General features: G+C 54.4%; 13 protein-coding genes and 2 pseudogenes. 5 read left to right on the forward strand and 10 right to left on the reverse strand.

The features are described 5' to 3' along the window. Nucleotides 1-317: 317 nt before the first annotated feature. Nucleotides 318-3,953, forward strand: coding sequence for a hypothetical protein (locus ACVOKO_RS08240; protein ID WP_346498453.1), 3,636 nt, complete (start codon nt 318-320; stop codon nt 3,951-3,953). 593 nt (nt 3,954-4,546) lie between these two features. Here the strand turns inward: ACVOKO_RS08240 and ACVOKO_RS08245 are convergent. From ACVOKO_RS08245 to ACVOKO_RS08265, 5 genes and pseudogenes are all read right to left on the reverse strand, one after another. Then, nucleotides 4,547-6,610: a hypothetical protein gene (locus ACVOKO_RS08245; protein WP_346498454.1), complete on the reverse strand. Its 2,064-nt coding sequence runs from the start codon at nt 6,608-6,610 to the stop codon at nt 4,547-4,549. Beyond that, the gene (locus ACVOKO_RS08250) at nt 6,607-8,328 is read right to left on the reverse strand and encodes a hypothetical protein (RefSeq protein WP_346498455.1); all 1,722 of its coding nucleotides are present in this window, start codon (nt 8,326-8,328) and stop codon (nt 6,607-6,609) included. Before ACVOKO_RS08250 ends, ACVOKO_RS08245 begins: the two co-directional genes overlap by 4 nt. Beyond that, nucleotides 8,321-9,604 carry a site-specific integrase gene (locus tag ACVOKO_RS08255; RefSeq protein ID WP_346498491.1) on the reverse strand — a complete coding sequence of 428 codons (1,284 nt, stop codon included), beginning with the start codon at nt 9,602-9,604 and terminating at the stop codon, nt 8,321-8,323. The genes ACVOKO_RS08250 and ACVOKO_RS08255 overlap by 8 nt, the downstream gene beginning before the upstream one ends. Nucleotides 9,605-9,671: 67 nt before the next feature. Beyond that, a pseudogene (locus ACVOKO_RS08260) lies at nt 9,672-9,821 on the reverse strand (ATP-binding protein); the annotation flags it as partial. A gap of 544 nt (nt 9,822-10,365) precedes the next feature. Continuing rightward, nucleotides 10,366-11,118 (reverse strand): HNH endonuclease, encoded by a 753-nt coding sequence (locus ACVOKO_RS08265; protein ID WP_346498456.1) that lies wholly within the window; start codon nt 11,116-11,118, stop codon nt 10,366-10,368. Nucleotides 11,119-11,373: 255 nt separating this feature from the next. Here ACVOKO_RS08265 and ACVOKO_RS08270 point away from each other — a divergent pair, with 255 nt between their 5' ends. Together ACVOKO_RS08270 and ACVOKO_RS08275 are read left to right on the forward strand one after the other, a co-directional pair. Further along, nucleotides 11,374-12,264, forward strand: a complete 891-nt coding sequence (locus ACVOKO_RS08270; protein WP_346498457.1) for a hypothetical protein — start codon at nt 11,374-11,376, stop codon at nt 12,262-12,264. Between the two features lie 356 nt (nt 12,265-12,620). Beyond that, nucleotides 12,621-13,775: a hypothetical protein gene (locus ACVOKO_RS08275; RefSeq protein ID WP_346498458.1), complete on the forward strand. Its 1,155-nt coding sequence runs from the start codon at nt 12,621-12,623 to the stop codon at nt 13,773-13,775. Nucleotides 13,776-14,140: 365 nt separating this feature from the next. On the opposite strand, the gene ACVOKO_RS08280 is transcribed toward ACVOKO_RS08275, so the two are convergent. The 4 genes from ACVOKO_RS08280 to ACVOKO_RS08295 all read right to left on the reverse strand — a co-directional run bounded on the left by ACVOKO_RS08280 (nt 14,141) and on the right by ACVOKO_RS08295 (nt 18,901). Further along, nucleotides 14,141-15,817, reverse strand: coding sequence for a UvrD-helicase domain-containing protein (locus ACVOKO_RS08280; protein WP_346498459.1), 1,677 nt, complete (start codon nt 15,815-15,817; stop codon nt 14,141-14,143). After that, a complete protein-coding gene (locus ACVOKO_RS08285) occupies nt 15,814-17,718 on the reverse strand; it encodes an ATP-dependent nuclease (protein ID WP_346498460.1) in 1,905 nt (634 codons plus the stop codon). The genes ACVOKO_RS08280 and ACVOKO_RS08285 overlap by 4 nt, the downstream gene beginning before the upstream one ends. A gap of 581 nt (nt 17,719-18,299) precedes the next feature. Beyond that, a complete protein-coding gene (locus ACVOKO_RS08290; protein WP_346498461.1) occupies nt 18,300-18,617 on the reverse strand; it encodes a hypothetical protein in 318 nt (105 codons plus the stop codon). A 2-nt stretch (nt 18,618-18,619) separates the two neighbouring features. Then, nucleotides 18,620-18,901, reverse strand: coding sequence for a hypothetical protein (locus ACVOKO_RS08295; RefSeq protein WP_346498462.1), 282 nt, complete (start codon nt 18,899-18,901; stop codon nt 18,620-18,622). Nucleotides 18,902-20,391: 1,490 nt separating this feature from the next. Here ACVOKO_RS08295 and ACVOKO_RS08300 point away from each other — a divergent pair. Together ACVOKO_RS08300 and ACVOKO_RS08305 are read left to right on the forward strand one after the other, a co-directional pair. Next, entirely contained in the window at nt 20,392-20,868 is a 477-nt protein-coding gene (locus ACVOKO_RS08300) for a helix-turn-helix domain-containing protein (protein ID WP_346498463.1), read from the forward strand. A gap of 1,126 nt (nt 20,869-21,994) precedes the next feature. After that, nucleotides 21,995-22,174: pseudogene (locus tag ACVOKO_RS08305) on the forward strand (ATP-binding protein); the annotation flags it as partial. Nucleotides 22,175-22,220: 46 nt separating this feature from the next. Here ACVOKO_RS08305 and ACVOKO_RS08310 read toward each other — a convergent pair. After that, on the reverse strand, nt 22,221-22,907 hold the full coding sequence (locus tag ACVOKO_RS08310; RefSeq protein ID WP_346498464.1) for a YozE family protein: 687 nt from the start codon (nt 22,905-22,907) through the stop codon (nt 22,221-22,223). Between the last annotated feature and the right edge of the window lie 4 nt (nt 22,908-22,911).

Consider the following 22,911-nt stretch of genomic DNA (forward strand, 5'->3'; position numbering starts at 1 on the left):
AGCGCTGAATCTAATGGGTCTGGCAGCTGGATCCGGGCGACTCTCACCCTTCATCTTGGGGGCTGTCTTGCTCCCGTTGCTGCAATGTAAGCATGTGCTCGCGTCAAGGCTGTCGGAAATTAGGTGCTTTCCGAGGTCGAGCTGTACCTAGTGCCCATGTTGCTCGGCGGAGCCAGCTTTCCGATCTTCCTGCGAATCGTGTTCGCTGATCATGCGGCGTCCAATCTCATTTGCCTATGCCAGGCAAGCTGCAACTCGCCCAACAAAGCTACTATGTAACCAAAAGGCAAGGAGCCAGGGGCGTGTTGGAATTTAAGATGACTTCTCCGTGGACAACCTCTTGGTCACCGCTTCAGGATCGCTATCAGATCAGGCGTGAGTTCGAACGATGGTTGCCTAAACATGACGGTGGCAAGGCAAGGTACAAAAGTCCGACCTATGACGAGGAGGCCCTGATCGCGCTGTGCCGCCGGTATCGTTTGGAGTTCGGTGGCGCTTCCGATGAAATACTCATGGCCTGGGATGCTTGCCCGGGACGAATCAATGACAAATGTCCCACGTCTGCAGAGCTGCGTCAGATGGGGTGGCTGGTATTTGACGGTGGCCGATGGGCTCGCTCTAGTGATGAGCCAGAGAATGGGGCTAAAGCGCCTCCGCTGAATTCGAGAACGGAGCGTTTTCTCGATGGGCTCGCCAGAATTGATCTCGTAGAGAGGGGAAATCCCGGTGACCTGAGTGCTCCTGCGCTTGAGGTTAAGAGGTGGGTGGAGAACCGGCTTGATGAGGAGCTACCGGTCAGAGATGCGTCGTGGCTAGCAAGGCGGTTGTGGACCGAACTTTGCCGGGCAGAACTGGCTGACGTCGTTGATTTAACTGCGGATGACGAGTCGGTTGAGTATGCAGCCTCAACCGATGGGAAACACGTCTGCAGTTCTCAATCGTCTTTTGACGGCTTGATTGATAGAACATTCTTGCAGTGGCAGGCTTGGTGCGAATTGCTTCACTGTCCGGCGCAGTGGGACTACCGCTGGAGCGCGCTTGAAAGAAGATTCTGCCACGAGGCAGCCATTCGTGTTCTCAATAGGCAGCAAATCTGGCGCGACTGGGAGACCGTGGTTGCACAGGTCTCCGCGGCGAACAGAGAGGGCGAGATTGCCGAGATTAGGTCGGGTTCCCAGAAGGAGGCGGCGAGCAATGAATGCTCCGTGTTCAATCGCTTTGATTACCTAAATAGGCAGGATGTCCAGAGACTGGTGATGGATCAACTGCTGCAGTCAAGTTCGATAGGTTTTGCTTTCGGTCTGCTATGTTCCGAGATTGAGCATACCTCCGGCGGGACCCGCATCGAGGCGAGTATCAAGGCTGTAATGGATCTAGTGGCTGACCATCCAATAGCCATGCAACACCTGATTTTCAAGGTGCACAACGCTCCAGTGCTCCTAGTTGACATGCTTCTGTCTGAGCGCACGGCCGCCTGGGCCGTGAGGGTCATAATGCAATACCCTAATTTCGGGGGAAGGCTGGCGGAGTACAGGGCGGTCAGTGACACCCAAATGAAGTCCTTCGCAATCCGTGATTCGCTATCCATATTAGCTCATCAGTTTCAGTCCGGACGGGCCGATCTTCTAGAGTTGGCGTCACTAATCACTTGGTGCTACTCCGCTTGCAGTCAGGTCTCGCAGGAAGATTCTGAGCGAATAGAACTCATTGGAAGAGAACTGCTTGGCATGATGGCAAGTGGAGCTGAAAATGATCAGTCGCTGGTTCTGCAGCATCTCATGGGCCAGGCTAGGGGTGACTGGAACCCATCAAAGGCATGCTTCAAGGTCTTGCTTGATGCGGCGCGTATCCTCCCAGTTTCCAGTCATCTTGATCTGTCGCCCGTGGTCAGTCTCTATGTACGCATTTGCCGTGACCTGAAGTTGGATCGTACGGATGCGTCTTGGTTACCAGCGACGTTCTGTGCAAGCCTCGTGGAAATTGGCCTGTCGAGCTCGTCTTCCGGCGAATCGCTCTTGCGACCCGTTGACGCAAGGGGCATTGCGCATAGGGCGTATTCAAAACATGACCATGCTGTGCAGTACTCATTGGCTAAGACACTTAGAACTCACGTGCAGCTTCTTGCACGTGCTATCAGTGGCTGGCCCAGTTCATCGGTGCCTAAAGTAGTTGTTGATGCGCTGCTGGAACTGATCTCCACTAGTGTCATTCAACACGGTGAGAAGGGTTGTGTGCCGGCGCTTACCGATAGGTACGCGCCAGATAGGATCTTCCGTAAGGAGCAGACGTCACCAGCACAGGACCTTACCCAGGCATGGCGAGCACTAAGACCTCGTCAACAGCAAGCTATGCTGCGGGCCATTGCAGAATCCGATGATCCTGCCTTTCTCGCTGAAATCTGCGTGATGCTTCCAAACAAGAAGAGAGGGCCTGTCCGAACAAAGTTGCGAAGCATGGGGCCGACCACTGCTGCTTCAGTGTGGACATGGTCGGAAATGGAGCGGCGAATCAGCTTGTTGCTGGATGCCGATGAGAGGGACGTGGCTCGTCAACACCTGAATGCTATTGAATCACTGTCTTTGAAAGCGCCGATCGAAGTAAAACGCAATATTTTCGACCTGCGGCTTCGATTGCTTTTCAAGGAGAGGGACTGGCCCAAGCTCGATAAACTGAGTCTCCCTGAAAGTCTCGACCCAAAGTTCGCCAGGCAAGCAGAGGATTCACTGCTATTTTGGCGTGCGACATCACAATTGGTTCGATCTGGGGGCGATTTGACCAAGGCCAAGTTGGTGTTTGATCGGCTTGCTGCTCGGCACGGGAGCGCCATCGCCTACAGAGAGAACGCCTATGCTGCGGCTTTGCGTTTGCTGCTTGACACCGGCCCTCATCCCTTGGGCACGGAAATGAGATTGGAAGGGGAGAAGCTGCTGGTTGGAATGAATGAATTTATTCAGAAGCATGGAAGCGAGGTGAGTAGCAGCCTTCTCACCAACCGTGGGGTGCTTCTCGTTGCATTAGATAGGTCCGAGGAAGCATTGGAAAGTTTGGCGCCGATTCGAGCCAAGAAAAAGGCGCTTGGGCTTGAGCATGTTGCGGCGCTGGCGATGTCGAAGCTGGGACGAAATGAAGAGGCACGGACTGTTCTTGACGCTGCCATTGGCGAGTTCGGGCGTGTAAGTGACCTTGTTGAGCTTCGGGCTTCATTGTCGGACGGGATTACACTCAACGCTCCTGTGGTGGTGGCGACTAAAATAGACGCATTGTCCTCGATACAATCTTCTTTACAGAAGATGCGTGAGCTTCAGCCGACGGAGATAGCTCAGCTGTTCGAACCATCTGGCGGTGGGCTTAGAGGCTTTCTGGTTCGGATTGTTTCGAGATCCGTCGCAGGGCTTCAGCACATGGGGGCGATTCTTCGCGATCGTGGGCATGCGAAATGTGTGGGGGATTTGAACTCGCGTCAAGATCCGAGAAAAAGCGCGAAGTACGAGAACGATCTGAACACGGCGCTAAGAGAGATTCTAAATGCGCGGCTCGCTTTCATCCGTTGGGACGTTGCGGATCAATCTCTCGGTGGATCTACGGAGAAGGGGAATCTTGGAGAGCGAGATCTTGTAATACGGGCTTCAGGTCAGGAAGTAGCGGTTCTAGAGGCATTGGTTTGCAAGTCTGTTGACAAGGAGAATATCAAGGCTCACTTTCACAAACTTATCGCTTATGGGCAATGCGGAATCTACTTTCACATTATCTACGCCTACAAGCCGCTCGGTGCATTGCTTAGCTATATCGATGGGATGATCACAACCGAAGTGCCAGCGTGTCTTTCCTATCGAAGGCACACCCCGTTAGACTATAAGGATCATGAGGTGGCTGGGTTGATTGCCACCTACGAGTATGATCATCGGCAGGTGGATGTGGTCTTCCTGATCGTAGAGTTGAGTAATATTGGGTAAAAAGCCGGAGCGCAGACGCTCCAGCCATAACCAAGTTACGGACCTGTACGATCGACGACTTGGCTGGCAGGAACGTTGGGGATCCTGATGGACGCGATGCCCCCGGATGCGGACGATGTCGCTACATTAACCGCATGACCTGAGCAGTAATCGGTGCTTTATTACAATATATTCATCGACCGCATCCGATATGAGTGACGTTGGACGGAGTGAGTGCACGTAAGCGAGAGTTTTCATTAGTAAGCGCTAAAATGAGAGCATCGGCCTCCGCTAGGAGGCCAAGCGCTTTGTCGCGTTGCAATTCAAGCGCCTTAATCCGGTCCCGCAGGTCACGATTGCGGGTGCGTTGAACACGACTAGTGTGCAGTTTTGATGGTGGCACTTCTTTGCTGTTCTCAGCAACCCAGTACTGTATCTCTTCTACCAGGTTCGGGAATCTTGATTTCCTAAGCGCAGAAGGATCACAGCCGGCCTCTCGGGCGACGTTGTTCTGCGTAACGTGACTTCCCTTCGGCAAGATCCTGGTTTCGTTTAGTTTGAGTCTCGTGAAAGCATCTCGAAACGATCTTTCGGCGCGACCAATCTTATGGTTGCTATATGGACTTGAGGGCATAAAGCGCGTTCTCGATGGCTCGCTTCTGAGCTTGCAGCGATTCTTGAAGTGGGGAGTTCTCTGGTGCGACAGCGAGTCGCGACTCTATAACCTTGCCGAGACTGCCGATGGTAGGAATCTTTTCTTTGTCGAAGATGGCATCAGCGCATGGTGGAGAGCCATCTCCTCCCCCGCATCGGGTTATGTTGTCGATTCCACCGTAAGCGCATGGGTTTGGATTCGTGCAGCCTCCCAATAAAGTCTCTCTATAGGCAATCTTTCCAGATTTTGCAGCCGCGGAAAGCTGCTTCGAGTTACTTTCTGTCAGTAATGACAGGATCTGAGACTTTCGTGGATTTCCATGCGGACTAACAAAGCGGGGGAGTGAGAGTTGCGAGAACTCAATTGCAACCATTTCGTACATTGTTCGAATATATTCTGCTTTCGCACTGTCGTTGAGCGGAAAATTTAGATGATAGTAGCCCTGTCCGTAGTAGCGGCTCATCGCGCGACTGGCGTGCTTAAGCTGGTACTGAAGGGATGAGTCTCCCACTATCCCCGAGGCGGTCATGTTTACAGCCCCAGTCCGACGCAGCTGATGCCACGCAATTGGCCACACCTTGCCCACCTCGAACAGTTCTGGGTCTAGGCTAGGTGTCACGAGACGAGCAATCTCAAGATCCGCACTGGTGATTTTCATAATCTGGCTATCGAAGAGCTGTGGGAATCTCTCTATGAAGTTCCTATAGCTTTGAGAGGTCTGTCTAATGGCGATAGGGAGATTCATATCGCCTGCCCTGCCGCCCCAAGGCTCATAAGGCCTGAGAGTTAGAAATGGGGCACGCAAGTCATCATCGGTGACCGGGACATCAGGGTTGGCGTCCGCGGCAAGCATTCGAAGCTTGGCAACGCAGGCCATCGCTTCTACTGCGGCATGGGATGTAGGTGCGGTGATCCATCGGGCATCGTCGTCCTCAACGGTCTTGGTCGTAACGCCCTGTAAGATGTGAATATCGTCCCCTAGATCATCTCGCTCAACGGTCAGACAGTCAGAACGCAATGACCACGCTTCCTCGATGCGCATGAGCGAGAAGTTCGCAAGATATGCGGTACCAACAAATCCGATAAGGGTGAAATACGTACTGAGAGAGTGGATGCCGCGTCCTGACTTCTCTAGACTCTCCCCAGGTTGAAGAAGCCAACGTTCCAGCAGGCCGTCTATACCGAATCTACGTGCCGTTAGGTGGAATGGGCCGTGGAACAAACGGCCATCTGTGGATTCGCCTGCTCTTCTATGGCCGCCGAAGGGCCTGTGGCCGGACTTCGTTTCTCTTCGGCACGCTTGAGCTAGGGACCCTGAGTTTCTAGCGTAGGCATCAAGACAAAAAAGATAGCATGCTTCGATTTCCCGTCGATTGTCATTGAAATCATCGATGCAGGCCTTTAGACGGTTTAGCTGATACTGCCAAATTCTGGGTGGAATGTACGGAGTCTGTTCCTTCTCGTGCTTGGAGAGCGATGCACCAATTGCTTTTAAGTTCTCCGTATCAAGTAAATGAAAGCCTAAGGAATCGCGTAGTTCCCACAGTTGATGCAGAAGCGTAAGTCCGTAGTGAGCTGATGAGGGGGCTAGAACTCCTGCCACGAGATCAACAGCGCGAGGAAAGCGCATAAGGTCGCTCGCCTTGATGCGGTTCTGCGAACAAAGTACAAAGATGGGTCGTATTATCTCGAAGCGCCTGAGCAGCGCTTCAGGTGATCTGGCTCGAACGGGGCCGTGAAGCCACCAAGCCGAAATCTGGCGCAATAGGTTCGCATTTTCATTTGATAGGCTGGGGCAGTTCTTGCGCGGTGGGCCGTCACCAAAGTTGAGAGTGACGGGCTTGCCAGCCCAGACGTTGAGATTCCACTTATGGTCACCGTAGTAGCTGACAGTTCTCCCGGAAGCGTCCACGATAATTGGGAAATCTTGAGGAGGAGGCCAAGTCGGTAGCGGAGGTGTGTGCTCCGATTTGCTCAGTTGGCTATCAAAACGCTCCGAAGCCGAAAGACTGTGCGCCTTCACTTAGCCTCCAGAAGTTGAATAAAACCATCCCATGCCGGGTGGAATCTGCCTTCACGAACTCGATCCCGCGCTTCATCCACCCACGCCGATCGCAAGCTGCTCGCTTCTCGGAAGGAGGCAAGCTTGGCATCAATTCGTTCGATCACTGCAACCGCGGGGTGCGGGGAAACTTCTTCTTGGATCGGACGGAATCGAGATAGCTCAAGGCACTTGTAGTAACTAAAGCTAGTTAATGACCACACATAGTCTTGGGTGTCCATATCCCGGTGGAACTGACAGAAAAGACAACCGCTAGGGCTAATGCAATCGGGCGTTGGATATGCGGGAGGAAATCTAGTGGGCGAAGTGGTTTGTGGATTCTGCCCAACGCATGTTCCCGGTCCAGGTGGAGCCCTGCTCGAATCATTGAGCGCATGGAATCTGGAGATCTCCCTTGCAGCTGTTTGATGGTGAGGCCTTTCGTATATGCGAAGAAGGGTTTCCTTCGAGTGCTGCGCCATCTGAGCTGTAATCTCGGGATCGCGACTGCGCCGGAGTACCCAGTTAACTCTAGTGCTTCTGAGCTCCATGGGTCGAACGCACTTTATGTTGAGCTCCTTGCAATGATGGCGTATAGATTTAAAGCCGGGGGCGGTGGCGAAGGATGGGATTTTTCCGGAGTACATGTAAGGAAAGAGTCTTTGATCTTCCTCTTCCGGAATAATGGCGTCCAGCCATTCGATATATTTTTGGAAAAGGGATCGATACTCTCTGAATATCCTGAACTCAGATTCTCCCCCCATTCTCCTTTTGTAGGCCCTATAAACCAAAAAGTTCTCACCTTCTGATCGATAACGAAAGCTGCCTCGTTTCAACTTGTACGCTTGAGTCAGATTCATGCCGGTTTGCGCGATAAACATGAGGAGCTCAGCATCTACCCTTAGATTGATCGCCGGGTATCTACACCTGATTGATGCCGTGTCTTTAAGGGGCGACCGCGCATCCAATGCTTTAACCAGTCTCGACAATGGCGCGCTAAAGTGAAGGCCTTTGATTTCTTTGGAAGGTTTGAGTCCGCACCAGACGAGTGCTTTCTTTCCAATTCGGAGCTCAATTTCTATAGGGAGAGGTCCCCTGATTGCCTCGACTGTGAGAGCTTGCGTGATGTCGAAAAGTGCGTGTCCGAATTCGAACGTTTCGGCGAGGTTCTGCTTGTCAGCTTTTGTGCTTAGGACTTTTTTCTTGACTGGAACCGCCTCAAGCATCGTTTGCCGAATAGGTGACAGCCGTATATCCAAAGCCGTCTTCAGGGGTGAAGATGCCGCATTTGCAAGCCGATATGCGTACATCTGATTCATATCTTTTGCTATGTGCACTCTATGCCACAGTGAGTTACCCCAAGCTATAAAGTCATCGAGTGCTGATTCTACGGTCAAATCCCGTCGGTTAGCGTCAGCCCAGGCGTAGAAGATTCTCAAGGCCTTGATGCGATTGAGAGCCGTGGAACGACTCTTACCCATGGCGATGGACCCCGAGATTGCGTCATGCAGCTTAGTCACAAGAGGTAGGCGCTGCATGATCGGATGACCGAGGCACCCGTCAGCGAGTAAAGCGCCAACCTTGCTTAAGTGCACACTGCTCGCACCGCGGTAAAGGAGCAACTGGAGGTCGTGTTGTACCTGGTGGCTTCCGTAGGGGATTTGCGGAAATGTCAGATCGGGTCGGGCTTGCTTACTCAAGCTCACTTTCCTCCACTACGGCAGGGAAGCCTACGAACGCTTTGGTGAATTCATCTGCAGCGCTTGCCATAACGGAGTTGTTCTCAACAAACCGAATGTACTTTAGGGTGGTTGATTCATCCCGATGAAGCAGGGCTTGTTTCACAAAGCTAATGGCCTGGTTTGCATTTCCGTGTTTGAGTGCTAGTCGCGCTATTTCCGTGGCGAACGTGCAACGGCTTTGGTGAAAGTGAAAGTTGCGTAAGTCCTCTATCCCTTCGGCTATGCTTCTTCTACGCAGACGATGGAGCTCTACGTTGAGCGCGTTCGATTTATCTCCAGAATCGGCACCGTAGGGAGCGCCATTTCGCGTAAGAAATACATGCTCTCTATGCTCAGGAGCGGCCCTAGCCTGCCTGTTCAATCGGCGAAATTCGAACGAGTAGGAGGTGATTGCTTGCAAGTCAGACTCATCTATCCAGATCTGACCTGTTACTCCATACTTCGTGTGCACTGGTGGATGTGCGCCAGGCCCGACGGCTATTCGAAACCAGCCGGGAAAGGACGGATCTGGTACGGCTCGTTGGAGGGTTTTAATCTTTAGGTCGCATATTGTTCCAAGACGCATGCCCGTGCGAAACCCAAGGCCTAGCATTAGGGTTAGTTCTTGACTCGCGTTCTTGTTGCAATAAGTAAGAATTGCATTCCTGCGTCGAAGGGAGACCGGTAGCAGCCCGCCTTCAAGCGGGTCTCGAGATGCTTTTCGATTGGGAATTGCAAGGTCCGTACTGTTCGTGATGAGTGTTCTTTCAAAGCCGAATGAGTCAGTCAGTCGAACCCCGACGACTTTCTCGTTCCACATAGGCCATTCTGGCGATAGTAAATTCTCGGAATGCAGCCAGCGGTAGAACCGGATTACTGCAGACATGCGATGACTTGCAGTCGAGGGTGCCAAGCAGCCCTCTTCGACGTTGTTCATCAAAGCTCCACGGAAGCGCACAAGGCATCGATCGGATTCGCGCGAAGGAAAATCCCACCACCTTACTCCTTCATCCTCTAACCATTTCGCGTAAGCGTTGAGGTGTGTCATCGCCGAGAGCACAGTTTTCATGCTCTTAGTTGCTTTGCGTGCCTGCTCAAGTGCCCATAAATTGGCTTCCCGCCAAGGGCTTTGATCAGCCCAAACGATTTGTGGTAATCCATGGATGGTGCTGCGGATCGTTACCGGCTTCCAACTGACCGTACCCCCACTCGTATCGGCGCGACAAGGCACATGCGAAATCTGTTCGAGTGGCACCGTTACCTCCAGATGGACGGATGTGTCGGCACCCTAGCATGTAATCTGTGCTGACTTGTTTGCCTATGTAATCCTTACAGGGGCAGGGGTTCATGGCCGCGATCAACTGGAAGCGCGCCGGGAACTCCATGCTGCGTGCCGCCCGCGATACCGTGACCGTGCCCGATTCCAATGGTTCGCGCAGCACTTCCAGTGCATGTCGATTCCACTCCGGCATTTAGCTTTTTGCAACCAATTTTCCGTAGAGTTGTCACCGATTTTTCAGTGGGTGCTGTGTCTCGCGATTTGGATGGAGGCGGAAGTCGAAGCATTCTAATCCCGTGTTGCACTTGAATCTTGAGAGTGCTGTTTGGCCCACGCCTGGCCAGCTCTGCTTACCGTCTGTTCATCCCAGCCGTCTTTTTCGCTATCGCAAATGGACTGCATCGGGAGGACTGTAGTGCCTGTCAACTCGGTACACCCTCCGAGCAAGCGAAGCAGAATTCCGACCATGAGCGGCAGCATACCGCCGCCACTCGAATCCTGCCGCGACAGCGAGAATGGATGTTGCTGCGTTACTCGGCGAGCTTCCACTGCAGGTTTCGGGGCTGGATGGAGATATCAGCGATCGATGGAAGCATCCCAGCCCACTGGTAGCGGTGCGCCTTTGATGTCGATTAGCGCGAGCGCGTTGTCGATCTTGCCAAGCTCTGCCTCGCCGAAGGTCAAATCAGCAGCTCCCGGCTGACACTTGAACTTCGTAAAGATGAATTTTAAGTGGCCTAACGGCTTTCGGACGATCCCAAGGAAATTTGCCCTGGGTCGTTATGCCTGACTATTCGGAGATGCAGCACATAGAATGCCGAGGGTGCCGCAATGCCGCCACGTAACTGCTGCCGTTCTCGGGCCAGATAGATCCGTAGACCGGCTTCGTCCAGGTCCATCATGTTCTCCGCTAGCGAACGTTGAGCGCTTATCCTCTCGTGGGGCTCGTCCAAACCAACGTCAATCCAATCTGTCAGATTCTGCAGGAATGCGCCTACAGCATCGAGATCAGGCTCTGAAAGATCGTCGGGGTAGTCGTAGTAGCGGCCGTGGCAGCCTGCAGCGTGATCCAGCAATGTCTTTGCAGATGTAACGAGTAGGAGATGAGTAGGAATGTCAGCGGCTGACCGCACGATTGTAGGGGCCTCCGCTCTGTCGGACTGGCGAAGGCGCTCTTTGACCCATGCTTCGTGATTGCCCCTAAGCTGGCGAAGCATTCCTGCAGAGAAGGTCTCCGGCTGATCATCTACCAGCTTGTGGTGAACTCGACATAGTAGAAGAAGATTGGACAAGTCATCGTTGAGCTCTGGAGAAAAGGATGGATCGTGCCGTGGCCCCTTTGCTGCCCCTGAGATGATGTGACATTCATCGCCGACCACCGACTCGGCATCTAGCATTGACGCGTCTAGGACTAGAGGAGTTTTACAGAACGCGCAAAGATTCCCTGACCGGCCCCAAAGCACTTTCCTTGTCTTGTCGGTGATGCTCATGAAGGAGAAAAGTCCGAAGTTAAGTCGTGGCGCTGCTTAGCCCTAGTAGAATACTCAACGGGGATTGGCCTACGCCAGACCTAAACTACAGCTCGCAAGCAATCCTTAGAGCTATACTCAAAGGTCAGGAAGCGTTGATATAGCACGTATTTGTACTATCTCTCCGTGAACTATAAAGTAGCTGCATTACTTGCGAGTCGGCTATAGCTCCGCAAATTTGGTTATCCCGCTTTCTCATTACATAAGGAGTAGCGCATGCCCAAGCAAGTGAGGGGTCTTTCAATCTACCGAAGCACCATCGCACGGCTGCCACAGTTTCGACTGCTCAGCGCTCCCCTAACTGATGACCAAGCTGTGCTTTTGGGATTTGACCATATTCCACCCACGGGTGCGTCGATCGTGCCGAGCGCCGACGGGCCGGCTACGCTCTTTAATGCGCGTGGTAAAGAGATCATCAGGAAAGACCTTCCGATGATCAGCAAGTCTCGAATGATCAATACCTCATGGAAGGACTGGCACGGGCAGACTCATCACGGCACTCAGACGAGATCGTATGACACTTACCCTAGGGAACATATTGCTCCGCCTGGCGAGTTCCTGACGGCAGTACAGACTGATGCTGGAATCGCAATGGCTACAAGGACCATTGATCGGACGGAGCCAGAAGATAGCATCGCCAACCTTCTCAATATCTACTTGGAGTGCTTCCAGCACTTTGACATCGTTGATCCAGCCCTGGCGGTGCCGGTCAGGGTCCAAAAGATCAACTGGCGCATTCTCCCCCCTGGAATCTTCCCATTCGATAGAGCGGTTCAGGCCTTGGAGGGCTACCTAGAGCGGCTATCGGAAAGCGATCGCGAAACTGCAAAACATCGCATCCGCACTATCACTCGGCACGAGCCTGACTTCATGGCCGTGGGGCTAGGTGGGTTTAGCGAGTACATCGTCTTCGGATTCACACGCAGGCGCCGATACGTCTTCGAGAGTCCGGAGTCAGGCAACGCTACCTACATTTTCAGGAACGAGTGGGAAGCTGTGTCTCAACTAACCAAACGCGAGATCCTTCAAGAGCAGCTGCAGGAGACGCGGATCATCCACACCTCTCGCTGGGCTGTAGAGGTGTCAGAGGCTATCCAACGGCAGTGAGGCTGGCTAACGAAGTTTCGAGCCACGCTGACGGAGTGCGAAGCGGTAGGCTCAATTTATAGCTGAACTCTGTAGCGACCCCGGCAGATCCCGCTTTGGTTCAGAATCGGGCCTCGCTGATCGGCCCTGTCCCTCTGCCGGCCATAGTAGGAACGGTGAGGTCGGGAACCAGTGCGCGCAGTTTCAGCGCGTTTGGAATCCCGGTAGCAGAAGGCATACACTACCTGCGGCGCCCGCCTTGCTTGCACACGAGCAAAAACAGGCCGTATTCCCTGATTGATTCTTCTTCTGGCCAGCTGCCGGGGACTTAAACGTGTGCGCCTGACCCGGATCGGCTTGGCCATCGAGGACGAGTCATGACCATCAAGCAATATGCGTTTCATGTCCATGCGTATCTTCGGACGCAAGTTTCAGCGTCTCTAACCCGCAGCCAGGTCCATGAGCTGCTGGCGGCAGCCGCTGGATTCGCTACCCATGCTGCGTTCCATCATCAGGCCGCGTGGTGCGACGTTCCTTGGTGCAAGACAGGCCTCACGGCAGATGAGAACCTGGTCATCCAGAGGTGTCTGCACTTTGGGATGTCACTCGAGGAGGCAGAGCGAGCAGCCCAAGGCTTGGTTAGCTTACTCGGTACATCCGGCTATGCACCGGTTCGCTTTGAGGAGCTGATTACCGCGCTCGCGAGCCATGAAAGCGAGTGGGCGGAAGCTGGAGGCGCAGGGTCGGCTGTCGTAGCCGAATGGGTGGCGACCGACCTAGTCAGCCGCATGCAGCAAGGGTTTGATGCGCTGCTAGGCGAACTCCCCTTGCTGCTAGAAGGATTGGAGGCGGCCGCGTCGCGCGGCATAGCCGCTGCACATCTAGCGAGCGCCTACATGCTTGAGCCCTATGGGGGGCTGCCAGACGAGGATGACCGCCGCTTCGGCCGCGAACTGCGTCGGCGTGGTCAGTGGTCAGTCGAGCCAGTGGGCTTTGCAGAGATCGCCGCAGGCGCGGACAGGTTCGTTCGAGTTGTGGCCAAACATCGGTACCACCTCCTTGCAGCGGCAAGGGGCGGGGTTGCACGCGCGATGCTGCTCACCGCGGAGCGCTACGGTGATCCCGGGGTGCTCGAGCTTGAGCCGTCGGATGAAATGGATCCCTACGCCATGGCTAACTTGGCCGATACGCATGGTCGACCCGAGTTGGCCCACCAATGGTTAACCGTGCTCGCACGCGACGGTGATGTATCCGCTATGCACGCGCTTATCGAAGACCGGAACGAGACACCGTTCCGCTCGTGGGTCTGGATGCATCTTTCGCGCATGCTAGGGCGGGACCTGAGCCAAAATCGACATGAAGCGATCAATGAAGACGGCACACTCTATGACGATGATGTCGGCGGGCCAATGTATGTCGGGGGTGTCGACGGAATCGAATTGGCACCACTTGCGACCGCGGAGAGCAGGCGTGCCAAAGAAGAGGCTGCTCAGCTGTTCGCCGTAATCGAAAAGCGCTACGAACTGACCTGATCAAGTTCGGTCATGGGCGGGTTCCCGCTAAGGCGGGCTCGCCCGGATTCTCGCACGGGCGCACGCCATGCGCGCGCAGTCAGATTTGCTTCATGCGTCGCCATAATCGACCAGGTCAACTTTCGGTCAAAAGCTGTCGTCCGGCGCGAGATCGAGTACCGCAGGAACAGGCTGATATTTTTCGTTCACCATCAACACGCCGAACGATCGCCTAAACAGATAGCCGACATTCGTAGCCACCAATTTCTACCGCTTCACATGCCTTCGCCCGACCGAGGAAGGCCAAGGAGAAAAGGATCTTGGGTGCCGGCTGTCGACGAACCAAGTCGCCGAATATCACCCGAATCCAGCGTCGCTCTGATTTCCTATTGCTCCTTTTTTAAGAACGGCGTGGCATAACCAAAGTATTCATTTTGAGCAGTGCGTTGCACATCCCAGCGCTTCGTATGTCCCGCTGGGCGCTCCCGTTGATCGGCGTATGTAAGGACCAAACGCTTCTTAGCACGAGAAACCCCGACGAAATAAGCGCATCGGTTCTCATCCTGATCGCCAAAGAAAATTTCGTTCTCGACGGCCATGATGATGACCGAGTCAAATTCAAGGCCCTTGCTCTTATGGATAGTGAGAATTCGTACGGCCTGGTCGTCTGAGAACCGCTCAAGAGCCTTGGGTAAGTCAGGCTCCAACTTTAGCAATTCCTCGATCTTGGCCTTGGTATCGCGAATCACCTCTTTCAACCGATCGTGCGACTCGTAGTCCGGGGAAATCGACACCAACGTTTCGATACTGATTTGCTTCAGGAATGCCTGAACAAACTTCCACCAGCCGGCGAAGGGATCATCGAGCAGTTTGACGATGGCTGTCTCTCTTCGCTGCCGCTTAACGAGCCGATCAAGGTCCTTGCGCGCGTTCGATTGAATTTCTTCATCAGCAAAAGGGATCAGCTGATTCATGAGCCGAATCCAAGCTTTGGGCTCACGCTGACCATAGAGGCAGGAGAGATAATCCACGATCAAACGTGCCGCAGGCTCAACCGTGATGTCCTGCATCTGCTGCTCGTTGCGGAAGGGGATGCCACGCGCCTCCAATGCCGCCATCAGGTGATCGGCGTACAGGTCGAGCTGATTGCGAATCAGGACCGCAATTTCCGCAGGTGGCAGGTGCTCGTTCTTTATCCAGCCTTCAATCAAGCCTGCGAGGCTGTCAGCCTCCTGACGACCATCTTCAAAACGCCAGGCAAGTACCTCGCCTTCGTCGCCGCCAAGCTCCTCATCAGGCATGACGGAAGATGGGTCAAGCTTGCGGATGATCTCGTTCTGCAAGCGAAGCAGCCGCGGCTTTGAGCGAAAGTTTCGGTACATACTGATCGGAGTAGCAGAAAAATCGGCAACGAAAGCCTGAAAGATACCGTCCATGGCTCCCGCCCAGCCCATGATTTTCTGCTTAGTGTCGCCCACGGCGGTCAAGCGAGTGCTCGTACCTTGAAAGACGACCTTGAGCAACTTGTACTGAAGGCTGGTGCAGTCCTGGAATTCGTCGAGGAACACGTCGCTATAGGCTTGCCGAATGGCGTTTCTCGCGACTGCAGACTGCTGCAAAATTTGGATTGCAAACGGCACAAGATCGGAGAATTCGATCAAGGTTCGTGATGGACCAAGTTTTCGATCTGCAATTTTGTATCCAACATCCAGTGCGTATTCACCCGTCAACACCGGACGGAAACGATCAATGATGCGCTTGGCAAAAGCGTGGAAGGTATAGCTGTCAAACCGCGTGGAAAGCTCGGAACCACAGCGCCGCTTGACCCGCTCTTTCAGGTTGCTACTGGCATCAACCTTGAACGAGATGGCCAGAATCCGCTTTGGATAACGACAGGTCCCCGTGCGCAGCAGGAAGTCTGCCCGCTGCGCAAGCATTTCGGTCTTGCCCGCTCCTGGTCCAGCGGTCAGCGCGAGACTGCGCGTGGGCTCCTTAGCTGCCCGTAATGCATTCGGTTCAAGAGTCAGCCCATCCGCGGGCTTCCAGGCATCGACTGCAATCACTCAGGCAACTCCGCGATTTTGGCGATAACGGCATCAGCCAATCTGCTCAGCGATGCTGGCATGTCAGCCAGCAACTTCTCATCTGTTAGCTGAGCCAATGCGTCTATATGGGCTGCGGGTTTGCTACCAAGCTTGAAGCGCTTATGGTAGGTACTGAACAGCTTCTGTTCGTCTTCGCTGTACTGGCTGGCGTCGTGGTGCTGCTTGCCGAGAACAGCCTTGACCGTAGATTGATCCGGCTCTTCTTGCTCGACGCCGTAGGCTTCTGGGAAGGAGAGCAGCATGGTGAAATCCAGGTCCATGGGGTACGAGAAGTACACATCTCGTTTTTCAAGCTCCGCAAGATAGTGGTCGTAATCTCGAACCTTGTGGGTGGCGTCATTCCACTTAGGAATGACATGGTTGGCGGGGAGGACCTTGCTCGGCGCATAGACAGCCAGTTGGTCATTGACGTATTTTATCCGTCCCCAGCCAGCGGCATATCGAGCCACATCCAGATCAAGGAGTGTCAGATATGGGATCTGCAAAGCCGACAGCAGACGCCAGAAGTGATTGACGTGCCTGCCCCCAAGCGGGGCAATGGTGACAGCGGACTCATCAACCGGCGCTCCTTTGACCTGTAGCAGGCGCGGCAGCACTATTTCTTCGCTATCGCCTTCTCCAAGAATGACAAGCCGCGAGAAATATACTTCTGGAAAGGCTTGCACTGCCTCACGCACAAACTTGTGAGCTTCATCAGCTGCATCTGGCAGCAGGATATGTGTGACGCGCGTTGTTCGCTCCTGGGTCAGCCGCAGATAGCGGATACGTTCCGGAGCGACACGCCGCAGTATTGATGGCGCGTGGGTCGCAATCAATGCTTGCGCGTCGCCATCGCTGGTCATCGCGGTGAGTGCATTGACGATCCGTCCAAGGTAGTGTGGCGAGAGACTGTTTTCTGGCTCTTCGACCGCCACCACCGTAAACACGGGCGGGCGCAGCTTGTCTGCATCGAAAGAATCGTCATCTTCAGCCAGGACCGCGCGACCGATGGCTTGCGAGGACAGCACTATGGACAGATACAGCATCGACTTTTGACCATCGCTGAGTCGTGAGAAGTCGACCAACTGCTCGTCATGGCCCGGCGTGAATGAGACCGACATGTGCCGCAGCAAGGCATCAATCTCAGACGCAACAAATGTGAGCTTGGGGTCGGCAAAGAAGCTACCCCTGTGCAAAACGCTCCATGCCGACTTCAAGCTTATGCTGAACGCATTGATTGATGGATTGGCAGCCAAGCTTTCGCTGATTTGGTCGGTCAGGCCCTTGATGACAGTTCGCTCTGCATCCCAGTTTACCGCGCGTAGCATGCGTCCCAGCAGTGCATTGGTGCTATAGGCAATGTGATCTGCGGGATCACGGCGCGCGGGCAGGTAATGAACGTGGATATGGTTTCGTTCAGATCGGGGGACCTGAGCGGTGGTCAGTGGCGATCCATCTGGATTGATGTCCAGCACATAGACCATGCTTTCTTCAATGTCCCCATCCAAGCCCATGGTGGCGATGAGGCGAAAACGCACGCGGGGTATACCATCAACTTCGTCAAGACGCATGTGGCCGAAATGAGGAGCTACAGTGCTGTTATCGTCATCGTCGCCAAGTTCCGGGAACAGGAAGTCGGCCTCGATCCACAGCTGACGCTCAGCAGGCGATGCTGTCTCGTTGAATGCGACGTGAAAGTCCGAGCGCAAGATTCTGCGCAGTGATGGATCAAAGGCAAACAGACGGCACAGGGCTTGGAGTGCTGCTGTCTTGCCAGAGCCGTTCGGGCCGATGAGGTACGTGATCTCCTCCAGCCGAATTTCGGTGGGCGCCGCTCCGCATGATTGGAAATTTGAGAGCCGGATCGTTTGAAGCTTCATTGAATGTACTCACCTGCGTTTGTTTTTATGGGGCAGTAAGTGGCCAGTCCTCGCCGAAGAGCGGTCGTTTGGCCGACAACAACCGCTGCACAGCTGATATCTGTCCGTTGATAACCTAATGGCTGCAATGGGTCGCATGACGCCCTGCGGCCAGAAGCGGTTGCTATCACACCCTACCCGCGGGCATCCGGCCCGAGTCGAGTTTCAGACCAAATGCCACAGAGCGCGGTCTTGTACGCGAATGAACGCCAAAGTAGCTGACCTGAAAGTAGTGAGTGCTATCAATAGTGCCGGAACCGAAAGGACCCTTGACCGACCAAGAGCGCTCCTCTGTGTCACGCCACCAATCAGCACTTTTATCCAGTCTTTGGATCTCGTCGCTACGTAGCTCCACGACCAGATGAATGACCTGTGCTTGGGGTGACCTCTCCGGATCGCCAGCGACAAACGAGGTCGTTGAGATGGCAGCGAGAAGCAAGAACAACAAGGGCTGTAGTGCTTTCATAACTATCCGATCGCGAAAAGGGGTCTAACTCTGGACTTGAGCCGATCCGCGAAACGGGTTCGGCTTGAATGAATCATTAGGCGCCATCGCCAGGATCAATCGTCTTGGGTTGCCAAGGGTTGATCTGCGCCATTGCTCGGAAGATAAGTGGTGCGGATACGCCGATATTAATTGCCAGCATCGGCTTGAGTTGAACGTCCGACATGACATATGCGTAGGCAAGACCACCTCCGAGAAGAGGCATGATTAGGAACGGAATCCAATAAACGAACTCCGCGTAGTCAGGCCTGCTGGCTTTTGGGACATGGTGAAGTTCGGCGAGCTCAAGAAGCTTGAGGGCAAGCGCCCCGAAGAACGCGAAGAGAACAGCGGGCTGAAAAATTGAGCTGTCCATGCTCAATAGACCCGATTCTTGAAGGCGCCGAGAATTTTTTCCCCAATTGTCGCTTTTTCTAGCAAGTGCTCTCGCGTGGTAAACAGTGGTTCGCCTTTGTTGCTCAATGCGGGAGCTCGAACAACGGAGTCGCTGTTTAGACTAATCACCTTAACAACAACGTCCTGAGGAAGGCCGACCTCCTTGGATATGCCGCCGATGGTGCGCCAACGGTACCGATTATTGTTCATAGCGTTTATTACTTTAATTTTGACTTCGCTGTCGCTTGGCACTGGATTCCCCATGTTGTTGGTTGCGCCTAACTACCTAATCGACGGACCCGTGGGTCCGGTTATACGGCTTATCCACAAAGCGCCGTATGGAGGGATTTTCTCTTGATACAGTGCGATCTTAGGGTGGCTAGGTCCGGCTAACAAGCCGAGGTATGACCGGACCCAGAAATAGCGCTGAATACCTCACGGCGCCTCAGCTCGAAGGCAGATGGATGTCCGCTTTGGGTCGTATGAGGTGCTGCGACCAAGAGCCGATACTTTTTAGCAGCAAACGATGGGTCACAAAAGATCGAGCGATTTAGAGGGATGTCTGCCCCATGTAGGTGTCTATCACGACCTGGACATTTCAATGCGATGTCTAGTTTGTGTGACGATCTATTTCCGATCATTTGGCGGGTCACGCCCCACGATGGGGACATCTGACTACATCGGCTAGTTCTACAGGCCCATACGCCGTCACAGTCGCTTCGGCGGTGTCTGCTCTGACGCGTTCGAGGCAGCGCACCGCCATCGCCCATCAGGTGTCCACTAAAAGCTGGGAACTCCAAAGTCGACATCTAAGCGACCGCTCGCGACCATCCATGCTGCACGAAGAGCTTGTGCATCGACCAGCGCGTGATGGCGACGCAATAGAAGATCCGGATGCCTCAAGAACCACCTCTCTAGGTGAGAAGTGGTAATGGGATCTCTGCTCATCAACGTGCACGGGAAGCTCGGTGGCCCCTCTAATTCGAATGCTGTCCCACCCCAGGATATCGCCTGCCGAAACAACCGAAGGTCGTTTGGATAGTCAGCGATCACATGTGGGCAGTGCTGTCTCCTCAGGAAGGCGATGAGGGCTGCCGCGAGGGCTTGGTCAGGTAGTGCGTGGGGACCGCGCTGCAGCAACGGGTAGACAGTTGTTGCCACAAAGTCCGTTGGAGCTGGGGGCAGCGGATCGCGCTCGACGTAGAAGGTGCTAACTCCATCTTCGCCAACTAGTGCCATGCTTACCAACTCGACTCCTTCCGAATCCGCCCATTCAGTGTCTAAGAAGAAGTATGTGACGATAGGAGCCTGATCCGACATGCGTACTGCCTCATGATTGGCCGCGTTGGATATGCGCTAACGATTAACATCTACACAACGGATACCCAGCAGCGCAACCCAGCACTGCCCCTCTTCTTGCAAATTTAGTATCTATATTCTATGCCGCAACAAGCTTGGGTGATATTTCCTCTTTTGAGATGAAGTGCGCAGAGAGGCAGGTTCTCGGTCGTGATCCTTCGCGATAGTCGGTAACAATAATTTTATCGATTTCGCGTCGAAGGCCTCACTCGGCCCCTTGGCTCTATGCAGCTTGCGCTGTTGGCCCCGTTTGCGCTGGAACCATTAGGCCGGCTCCCTGAGCGAACAGAAGCAGTCGTCCGTAGAAGCAAAATTCACCGTGATGACGGATGATCACGAGCTCTAGCCCGATGATATCCATCTACGAGCTACTAATCTAAACTGGAGCACGTCTAATGATCATGACGCCTGAAATGCGGCAGTTGGCTCGCAAGCGGCTAGACGCTCGGCTCGCTGCTGTGATGTCTATACCCCTGACCACGCATCTGATGCCACGCCACGGATGGATCCATACAATCAGAGAGGCGCTCGGTATGCCGAGCCATGAGCTCGCACGTCGAATGTGTGTGAACGAACAGACGGTTCGGCAGATGGAGCTCAACGAAGCGAAGGGGAAGCTCGCAATGGATTCGCTTGCTCAAGCTGCCGAGGCCCTTGAGTGTGATCTTGTAGTTGTCCTTGTGCCGCGGCGCCCATTGGAGCAGGTTGTAAACGATCGTCGGGCGCAACTGGTCTCCAGTTGGCTGCAAACCCGAGTGCTACAAACGATGGCACTGTCTGGCCAGGCTGTTTCCCAAGGGGATCTTCCGAGCATGATAGTTAAGCAGGTCGAACAGCTCTTCCCAGACGAGCAGCTATGGAGCACAGGCTGATACCAGGAGTCCGAGCACCCCGGAGCCTTTGGTTATTCCATCACCCACACATCTAGGGGCGCAATATCCACGTCAGTCCGATGGGATGGACTGGATTCAAAGCAACACACTGCTTGACCACTCGCCCGTCGTCTAGTCAGGAGGAATTATGGAGAATTATGAGGAGAATCATAATTCCGAATTCTGCGTGTGATTCTATTGCGTTTCATTGAACGGCGACACTTCTATAGGATTGAGAATTACTGGGTAACCGACGTCCCCCCAAGATTGAGTTGCCGTACTCTGGTGTATGCGGGCTTGCCCTGGCTGGTGCCACGTGGCACCAGCTCCGCAAGACCTTGGGGGTCATGTTCGTCCTTTTGCCAGTCGCGCGGATGAAGTGCGTTCACTGCTCGCTACGCCCCGAAGCCCGACCCCCTTCGACTCAGGGCAGTCGGTGCCCGCCCGCCGCAGGGCATTGGCAACCAGGCTCATGCACACGTGCCATCGTCAGTGCCACGTGGCACTGACCTCTGCGAGGTCCGAGCCCGGAGCTCGTTCCACGTAGAGGCGAAAGAGCTGGTGCCACATAGCGCCGGTAACAGTGCCACGTGGCACTGACCTCTGCGAGGTCCGAGCTCGGAGCTCGTTCCACGTAGAGGCGGAAGAGCTGGTGCCACATAGCGCTGGTAGCAGTGCCACGTGGCACTGACCTCTGCGAGGTCCGAGCTCGGAGCTCGTTCCACGTAGAGGCGGAAGAGCTGGTGCCACATAGCGCTGGTAGCAGTGCCACGTGGCACGCATCTGTTGCAACGCGCCATTGTTGGGTTGCGCGCGCTCAGCCTTCTATCTTGGCCGGCAGCGAATGTGCCGCTAGCACCGGTCTTTGGCGCAATAGACTAGTGCCTGTTCGGCTCTACAGCCTGGGACAACGGCGCCCTACTTCTACGCAGCAAGGCGACGAGAGCACGGGGACGAGCCAGGTACCTTGAGCATCTGACCCCGAGTTGGTGATGCGGGTCGGCTTGGCGCTGATCACAAACATTGGCTATGGACATAGAAAGGGTTCTACCTACATACCGCCAGACTTCTGGACAGCAACACCAAATGAACTGGAAGGCGTAACCAAATCATCTGGACAGCCGGCGCCACTCCCGTCGCATGCCAACTACCGATCAAGGACTGGCATGGATTCATCAATGACCCGGCGTTGGCTGATGCGATCCTGGATCGGCTCATCCACACCAGCTACAAGCTCACACTCAAGGGCGAGTCGATGCGCAAGCGAAAAGTCGGCGCGAACGACGACCTGGTTCCAATCCTCTAATCAATGGGGAGCAGAGGGGCCGGCCGTAGCCCGCCCCTCTGCTATTTCACCGTTCGCGGTGCCTAGCTGAGAACTCGTCCCATGCTTGCTCCAATGCCTCCAATACATGGTCTCCGTGCATTGAAAGGTAGGACCGTATCTCTTGCAGGCTACTTGCGGTTACAGGAAAAGCCTTGTCAGCACGGACGTCCACCGCCAAGTCGGCTACGTTGTCATCGCGGTCAAGCTGAGTTAGAAGCCAACGGTGGAAAGGAGAACGGGATTTCTGATAGGCGGCATTAATGGACACAGCCTTTGCCGCCAGTAGGTTTATGGCGTCCTCCGGCCGACGCCACTTCGCCCGCCACACTGTGCCTCGTTCGTTCCAGCGTTCAATTGAGTCCAAGTACCGCATTTCATGGGACTGCCCCCGATGCAGGCCCATATCACTGAAATGATCGGGCGTGCAAAACAGGTCACAACGTGCGCAGTAGTAGACGGAAGAATCCTGCTCGTCTATGTCTCCATGTAGGTAGTACCTGGTGAGCGCCGAAGCTTTGGTTGCTTCCGAGATCGTCTTTCGGTGCGCGACGGATGGATCACGCGCCTTTGAAAGCAGCGACCAGTTGGCGAATCCTTGCTCTGTTGCAACCCGGTCGAGGGCTTCGGCATGAATCAAGGAACTCTCGCGCGCTATTTTTTTAGCCTGGCGCTTGAAGCGGCTGATCTGTGCAGACGAAAAACCATTTGCCATGACG

It is taken from the genome of Stenotrophomonas sp. STEN240, assembly GCF_056756175.1.

Excerpts from the sequence above, each read along its gene's own strand:
- ACVOKO_RS08270 (WP_346498457.1), top strand. The coding sequence starts at position 11,374 with ATGCCCAAGCAAGTGAGGGGTCTTTCAATCTACCGAAGCACCATCGCA.
- ACVOKO_RS08275 (WP_346498458.1), top strand. The coding sequence starts at position 12,621 with ATGACCATCAAGCAATATGCGTTTCATGTCCATGCGTATCTTCGGACG.
- ACVOKO_RS08300 (WP_346498463.1), top strand. The coding sequence starts at position 20,392 with ATGATCATGACGCCTGAAATGCGGCAGTTGGCTCGCAAGCGGCTAGAC.
- ACVOKO_RS08240 (WP_346498453.1), top strand. The coding sequence starts at position 318 with ATGACTTCTCCGTGGACAACCTCTTGGTCACCGCTTCAGGATCGCTAT.
- ACVOKO_RS08310 (WP_346498464.1), bottom strand. The coding sequence starts at position 22,907 with ATGGCAAATGGTTTTTCGTCTGCACAGATCAGCCGCTTCAAGCGCCAG.
- ACVOKO_RS08285 (WP_346498460.1), bottom strand. The coding sequence starts at position 17,718 with ATGAAGCTTCAAACGATCCGGCTCTCAAATTTCCAATCATGCGGAGCG.
- ACVOKO_RS08290 (WP_346498461.1), bottom strand. The coding sequence starts at position 18,617 with ATGGACAGCTCAATTTTTCAGCCCGCTGTTCTCTTCGCGTTCTTCGGG.
- ACVOKO_RS08265 (WP_346498456.1), bottom strand. The coding sequence starts at position 11,118 with ATGAGCATCACCGACAAGACAAGGAAAGTGCTTTGGGGCCGGTCAGGG.
- ACVOKO_RS08295 (WP_346498462.1), bottom strand. The coding sequence starts at position 18,901 with ATGGGGAATCCAGTGCCAAGCGACAGCGAAGTCAAAATTAAAGTAATA.